The organism is Amycolatopsis sp. WAC 01375, assembly GCF_003947325.1.
Taxonomy (GTDB): domain Bacteria; phylum Actinomycetota; class Actinomycetes; order Mycobacteriales; family Pseudonocardiaceae; genus Amycolatopsis.
In genome coordinates this window covers 13,004-29,095 of the sequence record NZ_QHHW01000062.1, presented here as the reverse complement: position 1 = coordinate 29,095, position 16,092 = coordinate 13,004, and the positions used below count along the sequence as shown (strand labels likewise).

The 16,092-nt window shown below is 68.8% G+C and carries 18 protein-coding genes; 1 reads left to right on the top strand and 17 read right to left on the bottom strand.

What is annotated here, in order from left to right; translation table 11 throughout:
• Positions 1–120: 120 nt before the first annotated feature.
• Genes DL991_RS41110 through DL991_RS41100 form a run of 3 tightly spaced genes read right to left on the bottom strand, consistent with a single transcriptional unit; the run spans position 121 to position 3,328 of the window.
• On the bottom strand, positions 121–1,920 hold the full coding sequence (locus tag DL991_RS41110; protein WP_125789754.1) for a hypothetical protein: 1,800 nt from the start codon (positions 1,918–1,920) through the stop codon (positions 121–123).
• Positions 1,917–2,915, bottom strand: coding sequence for a MoxR family ATPase (locus DL991_RS41105; protein ID WP_125789753.1), 999 nt, complete (start codon positions 2,913–2,915; stop codon positions 1,917–1,919). Before DL991_RS41105 ends, DL991_RS41110 begins: the two co-directional genes overlap by 4 nt.
• Entirely contained in the window at positions 2,912–3,328 is a 417-nt protein-coding gene (locus DL991_RS41100; protein WP_233599308.1) for a WGR domain-containing protein, read from the bottom strand. The genes DL991_RS41105 and DL991_RS41100 overlap by 4 nt, the downstream gene beginning before the upstream one ends.
• Positions 3,329–3,615: 287 nt before the next feature.
• On the opposite strand from DL991_RS41100, the gene DL991_RS41095 reads away from it, so the two are divergent.
• Positions 3,616–4,203, top strand: a complete 588-nt coding sequence (locus tag DL991_RS41095) for a hypothetical protein (RefSeq protein WP_125789751.1) — start codon at positions 3,616–3,618, stop codon at positions 4,201–4,203.
• A gap of 35 nt (positions 4,204–4,238) precedes the next feature.
• On the opposite strand, the gene DL991_RS41090 is transcribed toward DL991_RS41095, so the two are convergent.
• The 14 genes from DL991_RS41090 to DL991_RS41030 all read right to left on the bottom strand — a co-directional run bounded on the left by DL991_RS41090 (position 4,239) and on the right by DL991_RS41030 (position 15,923).
• On the bottom strand, positions 4,239–5,444 hold the full coding sequence (locus DL991_RS41090; protein ID WP_125789750.1) for a hypothetical protein: 1,206 nt from the start codon (positions 5,442–5,444) through the stop codon (positions 4,239–4,241).
• On the bottom strand, positions 5,441–6,319 hold the full coding sequence (locus DL991_RS41085; protein ID WP_125789749.1) for a hypothetical protein: 879 nt from the start codon (positions 6,317–6,319) through the stop codon (positions 5,441–5,443). Before DL991_RS41085 ends, DL991_RS41090 begins: the two co-directional genes overlap by 4 nt.
• A 304-nt stretch (positions 6,320–6,623) precedes the next feature.
• Complete coding sequence (locus tag DL991_RS41080) at positions 6,624–7,490, bottom strand: hypothetical protein (protein WP_125789748.1); 867 nt, start codon at positions 7,488–7,490, stop codon at positions 6,624–6,626.
• Positions 7,491–7,768: 278 nt separating this feature from the next.
• On the bottom strand, positions 7,769–9,031 hold the full coding sequence (locus DL991_RS41075) for a DNA polymerase III subunit beta (protein WP_125789747.1): 1,263 nt from the start codon (positions 9,029–9,031) through the stop codon (positions 7,769–7,771).
• Between the two features lie 227 nt (positions 9,032–9,258).
• Entirely contained in the window at positions 9,259–9,909 is a 651-nt protein-coding gene (locus DL991_RS41070) for a hypothetical protein (protein ID WP_125789746.1), read from the bottom strand.
• A 415-nt stretch (positions 9,910–10,324) separates the two neighbouring features.
• Positions 10,325–10,783, bottom strand: coding sequence for a hypothetical protein (locus tag DL991_RS41065; RefSeq protein WP_125789745.1), 459 nt, complete (start codon positions 10,781–10,783; stop codon positions 10,325–10,327).
• A 64-nt stretch (positions 10,784–10,847) separates the two neighbouring features.
• Positions 10,848–11,471: a hypothetical protein gene (locus tag DL991_RS41060; protein WP_125789744.1), complete on the bottom strand. Its 624-nt coding sequence runs from the start codon at positions 11,469–11,471 to the stop codon at positions 10,848–10,850.
• Positions 11,472–11,577: 106 nt separating this feature from the next.
• Positions 11,578–11,799, bottom strand: coding sequence for a hypothetical protein (locus DL991_RS41055; RefSeq protein ID WP_125789743.1), 222 nt, complete (start codon positions 11,797–11,799; stop codon positions 11,578–11,580).
• 372 nt (positions 11,800–12,171) lie between these two features.
• Positions 12,172–12,378 carry a hypothetical protein gene (locus DL991_RS41050; RefSeq protein ID WP_125789742.1) on the bottom strand — a complete coding sequence of 69 codons (207 nt, stop codon included), beginning with the start codon at positions 12,376–12,378 and terminating at the stop codon, positions 12,172–12,174.
• A 366-nt stretch (positions 12,379–12,744) separates the two neighbouring features.
• A complete protein-coding gene (locus DL991_RS41045; RefSeq protein ID WP_125789741.1) occupies positions 12,745–13,065 on the bottom strand; it encodes a hypothetical protein in 321 nt (106 codons plus the stop codon).
• Positions 13,066–13,205: 140 nt separating this feature from the next.
• The gene (locus tag DL991_RS41040) at positions 13,206–13,520 is read right to left on the bottom strand and encodes a hypothetical protein (RefSeq protein WP_125789740.1); all 315 of its coding nucleotides are present in this window, start codon (positions 13,518–13,520) and stop codon (positions 13,206–13,208) included.
• Positions 13,521–13,898: 378 nt separating this feature from the next.
• On the bottom strand, positions 13,899–14,630 hold the full coding sequence (locus DL991_RS41035; protein ID WP_199754303.1) for a hypothetical protein: 732 nt from the start codon (positions 14,628–14,630) through the stop codon (positions 13,899–13,901).
• A gap of 135 nt (positions 14,631–14,765) precedes the next feature.
• The gene (locus tag DL991_RS42825) at positions 14,766–14,939 is read right to left on the bottom strand and encodes a hypothetical protein (RefSeq protein WP_158634508.1); all 174 of its coding nucleotides are present in this window, start codon (positions 14,937–14,939) and stop codon (positions 14,766–14,768) included.
• Between the two features lie 426 nt (positions 14,940–15,365).
• The gene (locus DL991_RS41030) at positions 15,366–15,923 is read right to left on the bottom strand and encodes a hypothetical protein (protein ID WP_125789739.1); all 558 of its coding nucleotides are present in this window, start codon (positions 15,921–15,923) and stop codon (positions 15,366–15,368) included.
• Positions 15,924–16,092: the final 169 nt, after the last annotated feature.

The window sequence follows — 16,092 nt, the reverse complement described above, 5'->3', positions numbered from 1 at the left end:
GCGTGCATCCCGGCGGTTTTCGGGGCAGAGTGCTGTCGCCCTGTCGCCGAGGCGGGGGCAGCGTCGCGGGGAAGCTCGTCAGGAAAGCGGCCGGACCGAAGCCGCTCCCCCGATGCCGTGCTACGCGGTGCGCAGGGCGCGGACGGCGATGGCCCCCACCTGATGGGGAATTTCCGTGACGTCGACGACCGGCACGGAGATCGCACCCGGCGGAACGATCGTGGAGGTGTGCCGTGCGCTCGCTTGGAGGTCCAGCCACAGCACGTGCACGCCGCAGCGGACGAACCGGGCAACGATGCCTGCGGCGCTGTCCTTCTCCCCCGGTGCCACGAAATGGCCGTCGCTGACGACGAACACCAGCCGCGCGCCGGAGCCGCTGGTGAGCCGGAGGCCTCCGTCGAGGGCCCGCATCGCGTCGGTGAATCGTTCGTGCCCGTCATCGGCCACGAACTTCTGCACCATCACCGGCGGCACGCCCGGCTTGGTGATCGCCGTGACCCGCTCGCCGAACGCGACAGTGGCCGAGGTTCCTCCCGCATCGTCCACCGCGTGCGCGACCAGCCAGGCCGTGCTGGCCAGGGCTGAGGTAGCCCAGCTCATCGACCCGGAGATGTCCACGGCGATCCCGACCGTCAGTGGCGGTTCCGGCGGCTCGCGCCGGACGACCTGCCGGAACGGCCGGGCGGTGACCGGCATCTTCCGCGCCCGCTGCGCCGCCCCGAGCATCGCCTCCCGTCCGGACAGACGGCCAGGCGGAACCGCCGAGGCGACAACGATCCGTGCCCGCTCCCGGAACTTCGCGCGGCGCAACGCCCGTGCGGTGCGCCGCGCCAGGTCACGCTCCGCGGCCGTCGGCGGCCGGGTCCCGGCACGGGGATCACTCCCGCCGGTCGAGCTGTAGCCGTGGAAGACCTCCTCGGCTGCCCGTTCGGCGGCCGCCTCCTCCCGCCCGTCCCCGCTCGACGCGGGTGTCGTGCCATATCCCTCGTCGTCGAGTTCGGCGGCGGCCTGCGCGATGCCACGCGTCCCGGACTTGTCCATCGCGTCCCGGAACGCCCGCGTCAAGGCCTCAGCCGGGGAGCCCGGCGCCGGTCGCTCCGCGCCGTCCTCCCCAGAAGCATCCGACCCGGTCCCGCCGTCACCACCGGCGGCGGGATGTTCCTCTGCAAGGCCCATCGCGCACACGGGCGCGGGAACGTCAGCAGGGTCCTCGACCCCCACGACCTCAACCCAGCGGGCCGCGATGTCGAGGAGACCGGCGACATCACCGTCGGAGAGGTCGAGTGCCTCACGCCAGAGGGCACGCAATCGCGTGAAGTCCCTACGCCCGAGCGTTTTCTGGCACAGGGCGACGACCGTGCGCACGTCGGTCTCGTCCAGGGCTCCCGCGTCGACGCGCCCTGCGGTCAGCAGGGCCGCCTGCGCGGCGTGCCACCGGCTTGCCGCCTCGGTGTGGGATTCCGCGTCAGGCAGGACGAGTAGCTGGCTGGCCGCGCGCAGGTAGAGCTGGTCACCAGGACGGCGTTGCAGCTGCCGTCGCTCGATGCGCGGTTCTTCCAGCAGTACGACGGCTCGGGCGACCACGACCGGGATGTCTCCGTCGAACCCGCTCTCCCAGTGAGTGGAGTGGGCATGGGCGGCCTCGTGGCACAACAGGCCGACAATCACCGGATGCCGGCGGCGCCCATCAGGTGTGAGCGGGTTGATCTCCCACGGTTCGGCTCCGGCCAGCGCGACGGGACCGTTGAGGCTGACCTCGGCCTTGGGGAAGGTGAACCAGGCCGGCGGGGTCGTCGCTCCCGCGTCCCACTGCACCGAGACGATCAGGTCGTCTCGGTCTGCCAGCAGGTTGACGCCCTTGTTGAGCCGCACCACGAGCAACTCGCGGGCGTCGTCCAACGCAGAGTTCGTGCGTGTCATGCGGCGAACCTCCGGCCCAGACGCAGGTCGCGAACCCGTGAGCCGAACTTCTTCGTGAGCGCTCCGCGGATTTCGTCGCGGTCGTCGTGCGGTGCCTTGGCTACCAGGTTCCCCAGCGCGTATTCCTGGCCGCGGCGGCGCTCAGTGCGGGCGTAGGACAGCAGGGTCCGCATCTGCGGTGACCAGGTGAGCTCCCCTGCCCGGCGTTTCATGTCGAGGTGTTTGGCGACCTCGACGATCTCCCGTGACACACCCAGCTCTGTGCACAGTTCCCAGTCGGTCACCACTTCGATGTGGTGCTCGAAGCGATCCCTGAGCGCCTCGGACATGCGCGCGCCGGGCACATCGGGGTTGTAGGCGGCCATGACGAACCAGCCTTTGCCCACCGGCAGCGGCTCGAGGTCGGGGTTCATCGGGATCCGCAGGACATTCCGGCCGTCCATCAGCGGATACAGCACACTCAGCACGCGTGGGTCGATGAGGGCGATCTCGTCGACCAGCAGCGGGACATCGAAGAGCACGGAGCGATGCAGGGGCCCTGGCCGCCAGGTCCACGCATCGGTACGCGAGTCCTGGACGAACGTGCCGACGAAATCGGCCTCGGTAGTGTCGGCAGTGCCGACGATGGACTCCATCCCCTCGTGTTTGGCGGTGGCGTCCTGAGCGAACGCCGCCTCGCACAGCGCGGTCTTGCCTGTTCCCGGCGGACCGGAGAACAGGACGTGTTCGCGGTACTTGCGGGCATCCCGCAGAAGCGCGATGTCTTCGAACTCCCGCGCGACCGCGCGCGGCTGGTAGACCTTCCCGTTCGGTCGCCGCTGTGGTCCGAAGGAATGCATGCGCGCGGCTCGCTCGGCCGTCGACGGCGCGGCCGGGACACTCCTGCTGCTTCCATCGTCATCAACATACGGCTCTGCGGCGGTGGAGCTGGAGGAACCCAGGTAGCCCTTGCGCAGCTTGGCAACCATGTCGTCGCCGACGCCGTAGCCGCTCACAGCGACGCTCCCACGGTGGCGGTGCCCTGCTCGTCGGCCGCGCGTCGGAAGCGCGCGACGATGGTCTCGCGAATCTCCGCCGGAATCCTGTTGGCCCGATGCGGGCCGTAGCCGAGATCGGCCAGTAGGGCAGCATGCGGCCGGTCGACTGTGAATTCCGTGAAGTCCCGTGTGATCCGATATCCCTTCTCGGACTTCGCGTTCGTCAGAATCCGGGCCTTTTCCTGCGCGGTCTTAGCAGCGTCGCCCACACCGGCGAAGCAGTGCGCGACGAACTGCCCCGTCGTGTTCTTCGGGCCGTAGTTGATAAGCGTGACGGTGTCGATCACCAAGACCCGGTAGAACTTGTCGCTGCCGTCCTTTGTGGAGTGCAGCTCCCATCCGTGGGCGATCATGGCTGACTCGGGCGCCATGTCCACCGTGCATCACCTTCTTCCGCGTCGTGCGCCCGCCGGGGCGGCGGGGCGCACCCGCGCGCCACCAGCACCGGCAGCGGAGCGCAATCCGCGCGTAGTTCCGCGGATTGCGCTCCGCCGGTGCTGGTGCAGAGTGCGGAGCCCCGGCCGTTCCCGGCGGACTCGACGCGTGGTCGGCCTGCGCTGACCGGCCTGGGTCATAGACCGTGTCTGGGGGCATGGCCAGGCTCCGTCGCGACGCTTTCATCCTGCGAGCACATGACGGGAGAGGGCACACTCCCGAAATGACTGTGTCCCGCTCGTCCCGCAACCACGGCGCCCGACCCGGATACGCGCTCCATGACGCCATCGACCTGGCCGGCTGGGGCGACCGAAGCATCTGGGGCTGGGATGACGGCATCGGCAGTTTCTACGCCCAGCTCTGGCGCAACGGTTCCTCTTCGGACGCACCCGACATCTGGCTCAGCGGCGCCAGTAAGCCCTACCCGTGGCCTGGATGCGTCGCCCTGGACATCGTGCAGCACACCGGCGCAGCACCACTTTCCGTCGTTCAGGCACTGGGCATCGCCGATCCCGTTCCACGTCTACGAGACACCACCGAGATCACACAGCAGATCGACGAGCTGAAACCCCTCGACGACACCGACGGCTACATCGGCGGCCAGCTCTACGCGCTGGCCTGGACCCAGGGCATCGAGACGCTCTCCCCGAGCACACGCGGGCAGGATGACCACAGCAGGCCGGCCCCGGACCGTGTCGACGCCGAACATCACCTCATCACCGGCCGCGTCTACCTCGGGGGTGACGCGGAACGCACACAGGCTTTCTACAGCGGCGCCGACGAAGCGCTCTGGTGGGCCTTGGGCCGCTGAGCCATCCTCAAGCCCGCTCTACCGGGGACATGTGGTCACACGTCCATCAGAACGTCGTCGCCGCAGATGCGCTGCCACTGTTGCTCGAACGACGGCCGGGCCTTCGGCGCGATCCCCGCGGTTGTCGCGACAAGGAAATGCTCAGCTCGTGGATACACGTCGGGCAAGTCTTGGCGCAGCCAGAGCCGTCCGTCGTCGTCGGCGTAGCCGCGTCCCGCCAGCCAGGCACGTGCATTGTTCTCGGTGCCGGTGTACAGCGTCCGCACCGAGCGCCACGATGTCCCCTTGCGCGCGGGGTCGGGCAGGCCGCTATCCTTGTCGCGTGAGGCGAAGTGCAGCCGCCGGACCTCATAGACCGACCATGGCTGTTGGGCGAGGCGGGCATGGAACAGGTCGACGGCGAGAGTGTTCCCGTCGGCGATCAGCCGTTCCAGCAAGCTGTGCGTCCCGAACAGTTTTGACCGGGGATTCAAGGCGATCGCCGGGGCCTCCAGCAACAGTGCGGTCGCCGCTTCGTCGGGGCTCTCCCGCATCCGCGACAACGTCGAGTTCAGTGATCGGCCGCCTGCGTACGGGCAGAATACGCACGCCGACTTCTGGAAGATCACCCCGAATTCGGCCAGCAGGCGCGCCGAGCACGCATCCCTTGTCCAGCCCCAGCGAATCAGTGGATGCGACGGGCTACGGGTCGCGGTCGCGTAGACCAGGTCACGCTTCGCCCTGGTCATTTCCTCGACGCTGTAACCGATAACGTGCTCATAGGGACGGTCGCCGAGGTTGGCCGAGATCCAGGTATCCAGCGGCCAAGCCTTGAATTTCAGCGAACAGCGCCGATGCGACAGCTGCGGCACCGTTCCGGACAGTGTCGATTCCTCGGCCAGCGTCCAAGGGCCGCGGCGATGCAGCCGCTGCGGGCGTGTGGTGTCGTCGAGAACGACGATGCCGTCCGACTCGCGCGGGCCGCCTCGGGCGAGCTGAACAGTTCGTACGCCGCGGTCAGCGAGAAGCGGGAGCAGAAACTGCTCGGCGTCGGTGTAGGTCTGTGCCCATTCCGATCCGACGACGGCGTGCAGCACGATCATGGTGGACGGGTCGATGCCGTGACGGTCTGGATCGGACAGAACCTCGACGAGATAGGCGGAGCTTTCGACGCCAAGACCCCAGCTCACAACATGGAGCGGGCGGGCGTCGCCGGTGATGCCGCGGTGGGGTAGCTCCAGCGGGAGCGCGGGCTCGCTCACCGGCCTGTCCCGGTCGGGGTGGCCGGTTTCGCGTCCGCGAGGGCAGTGAGCGTGGCGACGTGCTCGTCGTAGAGCTCCAGCTTGCGGGTGCGGGTGATGCCGGAGGATCCCGGGCGTATGAGGTGGTCTTTCGCCCAGGCGCAGTCCGCGGCGCGTTCACGGAGCGCCCCGGCCAGGTCCAGGGTTCCGCCGCCGGGGGGCGGTTCATGGGGGTCGGGGACGTAGCGCCACCGCGCCTGCCGGCGCCAGCCATCGACATCGGAGCCGGCCGGTTCCTGGCGAGCTCCGGTGCAGATCCAGGTGTGCCGCTGGTCGTGGCTGGCTTGGGACCACTGATGGTCGTGCAGGATTTCCAGGACCTGGAGGGCGAATCCGTGCAGATGCCGGGGCAGTGTCCAGTTCTCGAGGTAGCCGCGGCTGTCCCTGCGCTGCAGGTTGACCCAGTTCGCGAACGCCTGGCTGCGTTGGTAGAGGTAGTCGACGTAGGCGTCGGTCAGCGTTTCGGAACTGGAGTGGCGGGTGAACTCGCCGACCGCCGCGGGGAAGTGCGCCGTTGATCCGGTCGCCGCTTTCGAGATCCACGGCAAGGGGTGGTCGGTCGCGGCTTGGATGCTCCAGCGGATGTCCTCGTCCGGCCGCCGTTGCAGTTGCTCGATGCTGAGCCAGTTCTGCAGCTGCGCCCGTCCGCCTGGGGTGTCGATCGCCCAGAGCGTGGCTTCTCCGTCCGGCGAGTCGCCGGTTCCGAAGTGCGGGTCACCGAAGCGGGTGGTCAAGCCGTGATAGCTGGCGCGGAGGGCGCCGCGGGAGGTCAGGCCGTGCGCAGGCGTTCTGCACGGTGTGGCCTGGATGTTGAGATCGTCGTGGATGACAGCCATGTCTGGCTCCGCTCTGCGGGCCGGGTAGACCCCCGGCGGGCTCGCCCCTGGTCGGGGCGCCCGTCGCGGGACCGGCCCGGTTCAGCGCAGGACAGACCGGCGCGCTCACCCGACCGGCGTGATCCGGCCGGTCGCCGGCGATAGCTGTGTCCATCCGGCGGCCGGATCACCCGTGTCGGGTCGGGCGCAGCCGGCTTGGCCGCAGCCAGCGGGCCGGTCAGGCTCGGGTCGCCGGGACCGGGGGCGCATCCGTGTCGTCCGGGGCTTCCCGGCGCCGGGGGGAGTCGACGCCGAGCCCGGGTGGTCATCGGGTGAACGGCGACAGCGCGTCCAGTCCGGGGATCGCAGTGGTGGCCAGATTGCGCAGCGTCTGTTCGTGTTCGTCGAACAGTTCGACGTCGAGCCTGGGGTTGCGTTCGATCAGCAGGGGACGGTGGTCGCGGCAGTTGTCGGCGAGGCGCAGCAGCATTCCGGCAAGGTCCGGGTCACCCCCGTGCGGATACCGGACGGTCTTGATCGGTGAATACAGCCAGCGGCTTTTCTCGCGCCAGTGCTCGAGCTCGGACGCGGAGCCGCCGGGGACCGGTCGGCCCATCGACGCCCAGACTCGGCGCTGGGCGTCGGTCGCCTGCGACCACTGGTAGTGGTGCAAGACGGTCAGGAGCGCGTTCGCCGCAGTGTGCAGCTGCGCCGGCCAGTGGCGCCACATCGGGTAGCGAGGGTCATTCCAGTCTTGGCGGTCGCCCCACGCAGCCGCAGCGTCGGCACGCTGGAACAGGTAATCGGTGTAGGCGGATGTGAAGGTCGCCAATGTGGACTCGGAGAAGTGCCGTTGCGCGCCGGCCACGAAATTCGCGGTCGAGCCCGTCACGGCTTTGAAGGCCCAGGGCAGAACTGCGTCGTGGGCGCCGAGGATCAGCCAGCACGACGAGCTGTCGCCACACACGAGGGTGGTCCGGAGCTGCCGGGCGGCGAGGTGCACTCGTCCGGCCGGAGAGTCCAGCGTCCACGCGCCTGGTTCGGCACCGCCGGCGAGAGAACGCGCGGGTTCGCCGAACAGATCGCGCAGATGTGTGCCGCGGGCGTGGATGTGTCCTTGGACCATGAGCCCGTAGGCGGGCGTCGTGCAGGGCTCGTGGTCGATGGTCAGGTCGGGATGGATGCGGGCCATGGCGGGTGCTTCCTCATCGTCGGCCAGGCCACCGGGCCGGTGGCGGCGGGCGCCCCGGGATCGAGGGCGCCCACCGCCGAGCCGCCGGGTGACCGCGCAGCCACACCCTGGCGCTCGCCCGACCGGGGTGTGATCGCGCGTCAGCGCGACCGAGCGCAGCGAGGCGTGTCTCACCCGGACGGCGCGGGCAGCGGGGTGTGGCTGCGCGGTCACCCGGCGGCTACGGTCGCTGCCCTCGACCTCGCTGCCCACGGCTGGCAGTGCCGCCTGAGATGCCCTCAGGCCGCTGGGTCCCGCAAGGGCATGAGCAGGTGCCGGAACGCCGTGGGGTCCAGGAGCTCGGGAGGGGTGTCGGTGAGCACCAGCGGCCGCTCCGTGTTTCCCGTCGGGTGCAGGGTGACCATCTCTTCACCGAACGACTGCAGGGCGTCGACGACGTACTCCGGGTTGAACAGGAACTCCGTCGGTTCGCTGATGCCGGTGACGATGGCGACGCGGCCCGGCGCGCTGACCTGGTCACCGCGATCACCCAGCACCGGTGTGATCCGCACTGCCAGCGGGTCGAGCAGAACAGCGACTCGCCCCGGGATCTCCTTCTTCGCCGTGAGCACGGCCGCCGCTCGCTGAGTTTCGCGCAGCATCCATTCCCGGTCGATGACCGTGTTTCCCCGCGATTCGGTGGGGAGAACGTGCTGATAGTCGATGTACTCAGGGCTGGTCGACGTGGTGATCAGGGTCGTGTCGCCGCAGCTGAATGACACGATCGGAGGCTGCCGGTGCCCGGACTCAGAGGCAGCAGTGCTGGCGTGCCAGCCGACCTTGATCCGGTCGGCGGTCAGGCGCTTGAGGAATTTCGCGAGCAGGTCTCCCTGCACGACGGCGCCACCACGTGTCGTGTCGGTGAGCACGGTGATGGCGGGCACGCGGGTCGTCGCCAGCCGGAAGCGATCGGTGCCGGCCAGGTTGATCGCACCGTCGAGTACCTCCAGATGCAGCCCGGACAGCATGGGCAGCGCGGCGTCATTCCGGACGGCGCGCAGCACCCGAGTGGCCTGGGACGCGAAGAGGTCGCGATCCAGCTGCGCCACGGTCGCGAGCTCACGCGGCACCGGAGGGAATCCGTCCATCGGTACCGCGGTCAGCGGGACCGCGTACCCGGCCAGTTCCAGGACCGGCCTGTCCGGGTCGGTCGCGTCGATGGTGACCCGCATACCGGCGAGATCTTTCTTGCGGTGCCCTTTCACCAGTGCAGTGAGCAGCTTGGTCAGCTCGACCCGGTTGAGCAGGACGCGGCCGTGCATGGTGTCGGCATCGGGGACGCGAACCTGGATCGTGGTGTCCCCGTTGGCGCCGGTGACGATCAGATGATCGCCGCGGCCTTCCAGCAACACACCGCCCCAGCCAGACCACGACCGATCGATCGGCACCAGCCCGGTCGTCACGAGTGCTTCGGCAAGCGCGCCGCGGTCTGTCGACAGGCTCAGCGGCTCAGCCGGACCTGGCGTGATGACGGGCGCCGCCTCCGCGGAGTACGCGGTCATGAGATGTCCTTCCCCTGCACACCACCGAATCGGGCGTTGGTGGCGATCTGATGCCGTCGGGATCGAGGGCGCCGTCACTCAGGGCGGATCGCGACGGGCCACGTGAGCGGCAAGGATCAGCGCGCTCGGCCCGTCGCGATCCGCCATCGTCGGCGGCGCCTCGATCCGGACGGCGCGTGGCGGGCGCGGTGGCTCAGCCGGCCGCGTCCGCCACGCACCACCGGGGGCTACCCGACGCGCAGTGCCAGGCCCTGCAGGAGCGTGTACACGCGAGCGACATTGGCGTCGGCGGCGAGGATCCTCTCGACGACCAGTTCAGGGGCCGACCGCCAGTCCCCGGTGGCAGGGTCGACGCCGACCACGACCACCGGGCCGAACAGCGGCAGGAAAGCCGGTCCGCTGCCGAACATGTCACGGGCGAGTTCGACGTCCGAGGGGCTGGCCGGGTGGGTACCGTCGATGACCGTTTTCCACACGCCGGCGCGGAACGCGGCGGCCCGCACGTTGTCATAGCGGTCAGGGTCGTCGGTGTAGTGCCCGTCATCATTGATGAGGAAGTCCACTGTGGACAAGCAGGTGGCTGCGTCGATCGGGCTTCCCAGATAGGCGGCCAACGCGGCGAGCACGGTCCCGTCCTCAGAGCGCTTCAGCGAGATCCTGCGCACCGGATCGGTGAGGTCGCAGGGAATCAGCAGGGCGTGGACGGCATCGTTCTCCTGCTCGGAACTGGCTGTCCACCGCATGCCGTCGGCGATCAGACTGTCCGATGTGGGTACCGTGCTGTCGCCGTGATCGTGGGGCCGATCGCGTGCGGCAGTGTTGGTCACGTCGAGGCTCTGCTCGCGGTCGAACCGTGTCGTCGGGTGGTGCTGGGCCATCAGGCGCGCTCCTTCGGCTGGGCGTCAGGGACACGACGTCATGAGCACACCGAGCGGTGGTCCGGAGGACGGCGGAGGTTCTGCCCGGAGGCCCGATCCGTTGCCAGGCGAGAAACTGTGCTCACCTGGGCCCTCCGGGCAGGTTCATCGCCGCACCGCCGCCGCGCGGTGTGCTCGGCTGAGTTGGCCCGGAGCCTGCCGCTGGAGCCGACGTCGATGCCTGTGGCCACGAGACGTGCGAGCGCGGTAGGCTGTGCACGCGTTTCCTTCCCGGGGTAGCACCCCGGGGTTGTGGGGTCATGCAATGCCGGACACGTTTTTGGCACCTCGTTGCTAGCGAGGGACCTTCGGGTCGGACGTGGCCGGCCAGCCCACCCCGGGAGACCGGGGTGGGCTTCTTTCGTTCCGATCGGCGTCAGGCGGCGGGTTCCTCCTCGTCGGCGAGTTCCCGCGCCGCGAGTTCCTCCGCCTCGTCCGGATCCGTGGCCACGACGAAGATCGAGTGCCGCTGAAACTTGCCGCTGCCATAGCTGTTGTCCACAACAGGCACCTCGCCCCTCAGGACCGCGGCGACCAAGAACGGACCGCCGTCGTACTCGCTCAAACCCACAACGGTGTAGGGAAGCTCGTCCACGCCTCCTCGTGTCACCATCGTCGGCGTATCCGAGCCGTCGCCGACGTCGGCGATCGAGCGAGTCCCCCGGAGGTCGGGGTGCCCGGTGGAGTCGGCATCGCGGCCGAGGGGGATGAGAGTGCGGCCGAGGGCCAGGATCGCCGTGCCGACCGCACGGCAGGTGCGCAGAGGCGACCGACGTTGCTGGAGTCGATCGTTGGTGCTCGACGCCCGGCGCAGGCCGGGATCGTTCGCGTGCATGGTGACTCGCTTTCCGGTAGGTGGAATGGCGCACGGTGGGCGCCTGAGATGAACTGGCCAACTGCTAGGGCGGGTCTGATGGGCAGTGGGGTTCGTGCAGCAGCACGCGGGAGCCCTCGTCCTCGCCGGGGTAGGACGTGGCTCGGCAGACTCGGCACCTCTCGACTTCCCAGATCCAGCTATCGCCGATGACGTAGCGGCCGGACGGGGTCGGGGTGATTCGTTGGAGGCCGTACTCCTCCCACTCGGTGTCGAATAGCAAAAGGTCGTCCCCATCCCAGACCGCGGCCGCGACACTGTCCGGGGCCTCGGCGTGGAGCCGGTTGATCCAGTCCACGACACGCTCGGCGGCTTCGCGGCCGAAGTGCGGCACGGCCCACCCGTTCCACCGGTGCGGGGACACCCACGCCGGGAAGACCTCGTCGCGATCGTCGGCGTACAGGCAGATCAAGACGAACCCATTGTCGTGATCCGCCTCGTCGTCCCCCGTGGGTTTCGCTCGGCGTTGTCCATTGAGGACCGACTCGCTCCGGACCGGTGTGGTGGCGCGGTGGTGTTCCGGGGGCGTCGTTGCCCGAGGGTGCACGACGAGACGGAGCTCGGTCGCGATCTGTTCAGCCTGGCCGGTGATCTCGTCGCGAGTAGTTCGGTAGCTGACTCCTGTGGCTACGTCGTCGAACAGGCTCATCAGGACTCTTTCCTTCCAAGGTGCGCGACAGCGCCCGTCCTGCACAACGCCCCGGAAGGGCGATGCGCAGGACGGCGACGCCGTCAGGTGGTCTGTCCACGTGTGATCACCGGCTCAGCTCTTTAAGCGCGGCTTTGATGAAGTCCAGGTGGACGAAGTCGGACGTCGGGCCGTAGTGAGCGAGGAGCTGGGCCCGTACCGCGGACGGGCTCGCGTCGATCGCTCGCTGGGCGTCGATGCGCTCGACGGCGTGAGTGACGTAGCTAAGCGGGTGCGCAGCTTTGACCAGGCGGGCGATTTTCTGTGCGACGACAGCGGCTTTCTCCATGAAGGTCTCTCCCGGTCCTGCGCTCGGCACACCGAGAGCAGGTGCTCATCGGCGGCCCCGCGTGTGGGGCGGCGCCTGAAGGACCGGGCCCGCACACGGCCCCGCCGCATCGCGCTCGGCGGTCCGGGGTGGGATCGCGCGTCAGCGCGACCGAGCGCAGCAAGGCTCGTCTCACCCGGACGGCGCGGGCATGCGAAGTGGCGGGGACGACGCGGGCGCCGGTCATCCTGAGCGCGCCCCTGATCGCTGCGGGGCCGGCATGGGCACGGCGACTAAGCCAACTCCGGGACAGGGCAACGGGTCCGCAGGCTGACGTGCGACAGGAGACGCTTCCCGCGCTAGTGTGGAGGATTTCGGCTCAGTGCTGCTGTCCTACCGGCGATGAACCGGATGTTCACGCCCGTCGACCCACACGCTCCAGGAGTCCGAGTCCGTCGGCGGGGTCAAGACCCATCCCCCGGCGGCGATGAACCCTTCCACCGTCGCGCGGACCACCCCTGGCCCGTACGCCTCGATCACCCGGTCGTCGTCTGCGCTGTCGAGGATCGCCGCGCACTTGGTGGTGTAGTCGATTCGCACCCGGAACCTGCCCCGACCGGTGTCGTCTCTCCTGCTTCGGGTGTTCCGCTGGTGAGTTGCCATCTGTTCTCCCCGTAAGCCGGTGGCTCCGTTGTGGACAGACGGGCCTGAGCGGGCCGGGCCGGTTCCGCGCAGCGTGACCGCGGGCACCTCGCGTCGCGAGGGTGTCCGGGGGTGCGCGGAACCGGCCGGTCTGCTGGTCTGGCGTCATCCACAACGGAGGCCACTGGCGCCGGGGTCAACACAGCGCACGGGCGGGGTTGGCGAGCGCTACATCGCCTGTGCGAGGGCAACCGTCGGGCCAGGCGGGTTCGGCAGTGCGCGGCTACAACAGTCCTTCGCGCACTTCACCGCTCGGACGGCTTTCTACTCTCCGACCAGCTCCCAGGACCAGGCTTTCCCGAGGATGCAGTACCGGCCGCTCTTGGAGGGCGTGATGCGCTCGGGAACGTAGCCGGGGTCGCGAACCTTGTCCGTTTCGGTGACGACGAGGGTGTCGCCGTCCCAGGCCGCTCGTGCGGTTGATCCCGGCGAGTTGATGTGGGCGGCGACCAGCTTCGCGATTTCGCGGCGGAACAGCGGGACGGCCGCGTTGTTCCACGTTTCGTCGACGACCGCGGGGAAAATGGGCCCGTCAGCCGGGCCGGGGAACCGCACGAGCACTTCGCCCGCCTGCGGCCTCTTCATGATCCGGTGACGATTCTGTGCGATCCTGATCAAATCGTTGTGCCTCATAAGGACTCCTGCGATCGGGAAAGGCTGGCCTTGCAGCTGTAAGTGGCGGCAGGGGTGGCGCAGCCGGACGGCCGCGCCACCCCTGCCGTTGGTCAGTGGTCGATGCCGGTGCGGGACCAGTGGGTCACCGCGTTCCGCTCCGTCTGGGTGCGCTGGTCGACCTTGTCGTGGTCGTCCTGGAGCGCCCGGAGAAGACCGCCGGGGATGTGGGCATAGCGCTTCACCTTCGCGATGACATTCGTGGCGCTGGTGATCTCGCGCGGCTTGGTGTGACCCACCCAGAGCGTGGGGCCGGTGTTGCTGCTGTGGCTGGCCTTGGCGAAGAAGGTGCTGAGCACGTGGTCGTATCCGACGACGACGCTGTCGGCGTTGGCCGGGTCGCGGGGGGTGAGGTGGTGCATGGTCACAGGGGCCTCCCGGGGCTGCGGTTGGTGAGCTGACGAGCTGCGGTTCAGCACGCCGGGCAGGGGCCCGTAGGGCGGACGGCCGGGAGCGTTCGTCCGGCCGGGTGGGATCGCCGGAGGCGACCGAGCGCAGCGCGGCTTGTCTCACCCGGCCGGATGGATGCGCCTGGTCGGCCGTGAAACCCCCGACCGGTGTGCTGGCCTGGTTCGTTAGCGCAGTTCCGCAGGCCCCGGGGCGGCGGGATCGACGGGCATGCACCCTGGTTCTCCGCGGCACACCAGCCGTGACTTGTCCAGGTCCGGTGCACGCCAGAACCCACACGGTGCGACAGTCCATGTGAGGCAGGTAGCCGGATATCGATCGGGGTCGTCCGCGGGTTGTCAGGCAGGCATGTCCCGTGCGGCCGCGTCGGTTCGTCGCCGTAGCTCGGCCAGTGGCAGTGGTCGCACGAGGCGGTTGCGCTGTTCCTTGAGGATCGCGACATCACCGAACTCGGCGCGGAACTGTTTTTCTTTGTGCTCGTAGTCGGCGTACCGGTCGGGGTGCTGCTCGATCAGGCGTAGCCAATGTGCCTGGCCGCCACGGACACAGCAGCCACCACGGTTCGCGTGGCTGAAGCCTTCCTGGTACGCGGCTGGAGGGGGCAGGCCGAGCTCGCGGGCCTCGGCGAGCATTGCGTCCTTGGTCAACCCTGGCTCTTCGGTGAGCGGAAACTCAACCTGCCATGGCGCCCAGCCGCGGCGGATCCCGGGGACACGGCGCGCTTCGGTGGCGTCGATCCCGACGTAGAGGGTGGTGGTGTCGGGATCGGAATTGGCCTCCAGCCAGCGCCGCGCCGGAACTTGCTTGAGGATCTTTGAGCACGGGGCGATGCGTGCGTTCCCGAGAAACCGGGAGTCCCAGTAGACCTCGAACGGTGTCCTTCCGTCGGCGCCCCTGATCAACGGGACGCCGAGCTGATCCGCCGAGGCGGACAAGAATTCGTACAGCGAGGGCTCTTCGATGCGGGTGTCGGCGAAAAGGAGGACCAGGTCGCCGATGCCGTGTTGTGCGGCGACGCGTTGGGCCGTGCACCAGCTGCCGATGCCGCCTGAGTATTGGACCACGTGCACGTCAGGTCTCCGTTCCGTGTCCAGCGCGACCGCGCAGCGCAGTACGGCGCGCCGAAACTTCGGTTGCTGGGCAAGGGGTTGTGCTGGGGTGGCCGGACAGCTCTGCCGCCGAACCACCCCAGCAAGGGGCGAAGGTCAGTTCGCCTTCCGGCGGCGCAACTCCTCGTTGGCCGCCCGGCTCCCTTCGACAGCCCTCGTCATGTCGGTGGGCCGACGTTTACTGCGGCCTTCAGCGGCGTCTCCCGCAGCCGCCTTGGCACTGTTCTTGATGTCCTCGGTGGAGAATCCCTCGGTGGGCTGGCCGCTCATCGACGTAGTGGCCTTTCATGGCTGCGCGACGAAGTCGCGGCTCGGAAGGCAGCAGGCATCGTCGTCTCATCCTGGCCGCCTTGCCCGCCGGCTGGCGGGGCAAGGCACGAACAGGCCTATCGGCGTATGGACAGCCTGGGCGACGTGCTCGGCCGTGCGGGTGGGATCGCGCGTCAGCGCGACCGAGCGCAGCGAGGCTTCGTCTCACCTGGACGGTGCGGGTGGTCGTCGTTGTGGCTGTCCGTACGCCGATGGGCCACAGTGTCGCCGCACCGCTCTGCGGCGATGGCGGCCTGAGGCTGAGTCAGGACTTGGCGCTGACAATGAGGATCGCGGCGACCGCGCGGATTCGTTAGCAAGCCGGGAGACGTAGAGAAGGTGAGGCGGTGGGCCCGGCCCGAAGTCTGCAGGCCGGGCCCACGATGCTCAGCCGGCCTTCATCTCAGACCGGTGCCAGCGGCGGACGTCATCGAGTGCGCCGTCGATGGAGCCGTACCGGGTGACCCGCTCGGCACCGAAGGCGCTGCTGGTGATCTCCACGGTCACCCGGCCGTCTAAGTCCTGCTTCCAGAACCCCACGGGGAAGTGAAGCGCGATCGCACCGTCATTTCCGACAGTGACGCCGCGGCCCTCCAAGTGCTCGTATGCCTGACACAACAGCCACTCCAGCTCGGTCACCTTCGCTTGGAAATCGTTGTTCACGTACTCGGTGAAACCGCCACGCAGGCCGTACTCGCGGGCCACACAGAGCCTGCCGCGGTGATACAACCGCTGAACCAGTACCCGGGCCGCGACGAGAACCACGATGACGAGCATCCACACGATCAGGAAGTTGAGCCAGTTCAACCAACCCCAGTCCGCGAGGTTGAGTAGGGATTCACTACCGGGCGGCGGTGAGGCACTGGCGAGTAGCTGCGGGAATTGATTCACACGGGTCTCCTGTGGACGGTTACCTGCCTCGTCCCGGCTGGGGCGAGGCGTCACCGTGAGACCGGCGCCGGCGATGAACGCCGGGAGCCTTCTGCGATAGCCGTCAGGGCAGGGGGCACGTCCGAGCGCAGCGAGGCGGGGCTCCCCTGCGTCGGCTGTGGTGAAGGCTCCCAAAGAGAACGCCGCGCCGGTCTAGGCTGTGACGCCCTCCCCTCCGGACGGA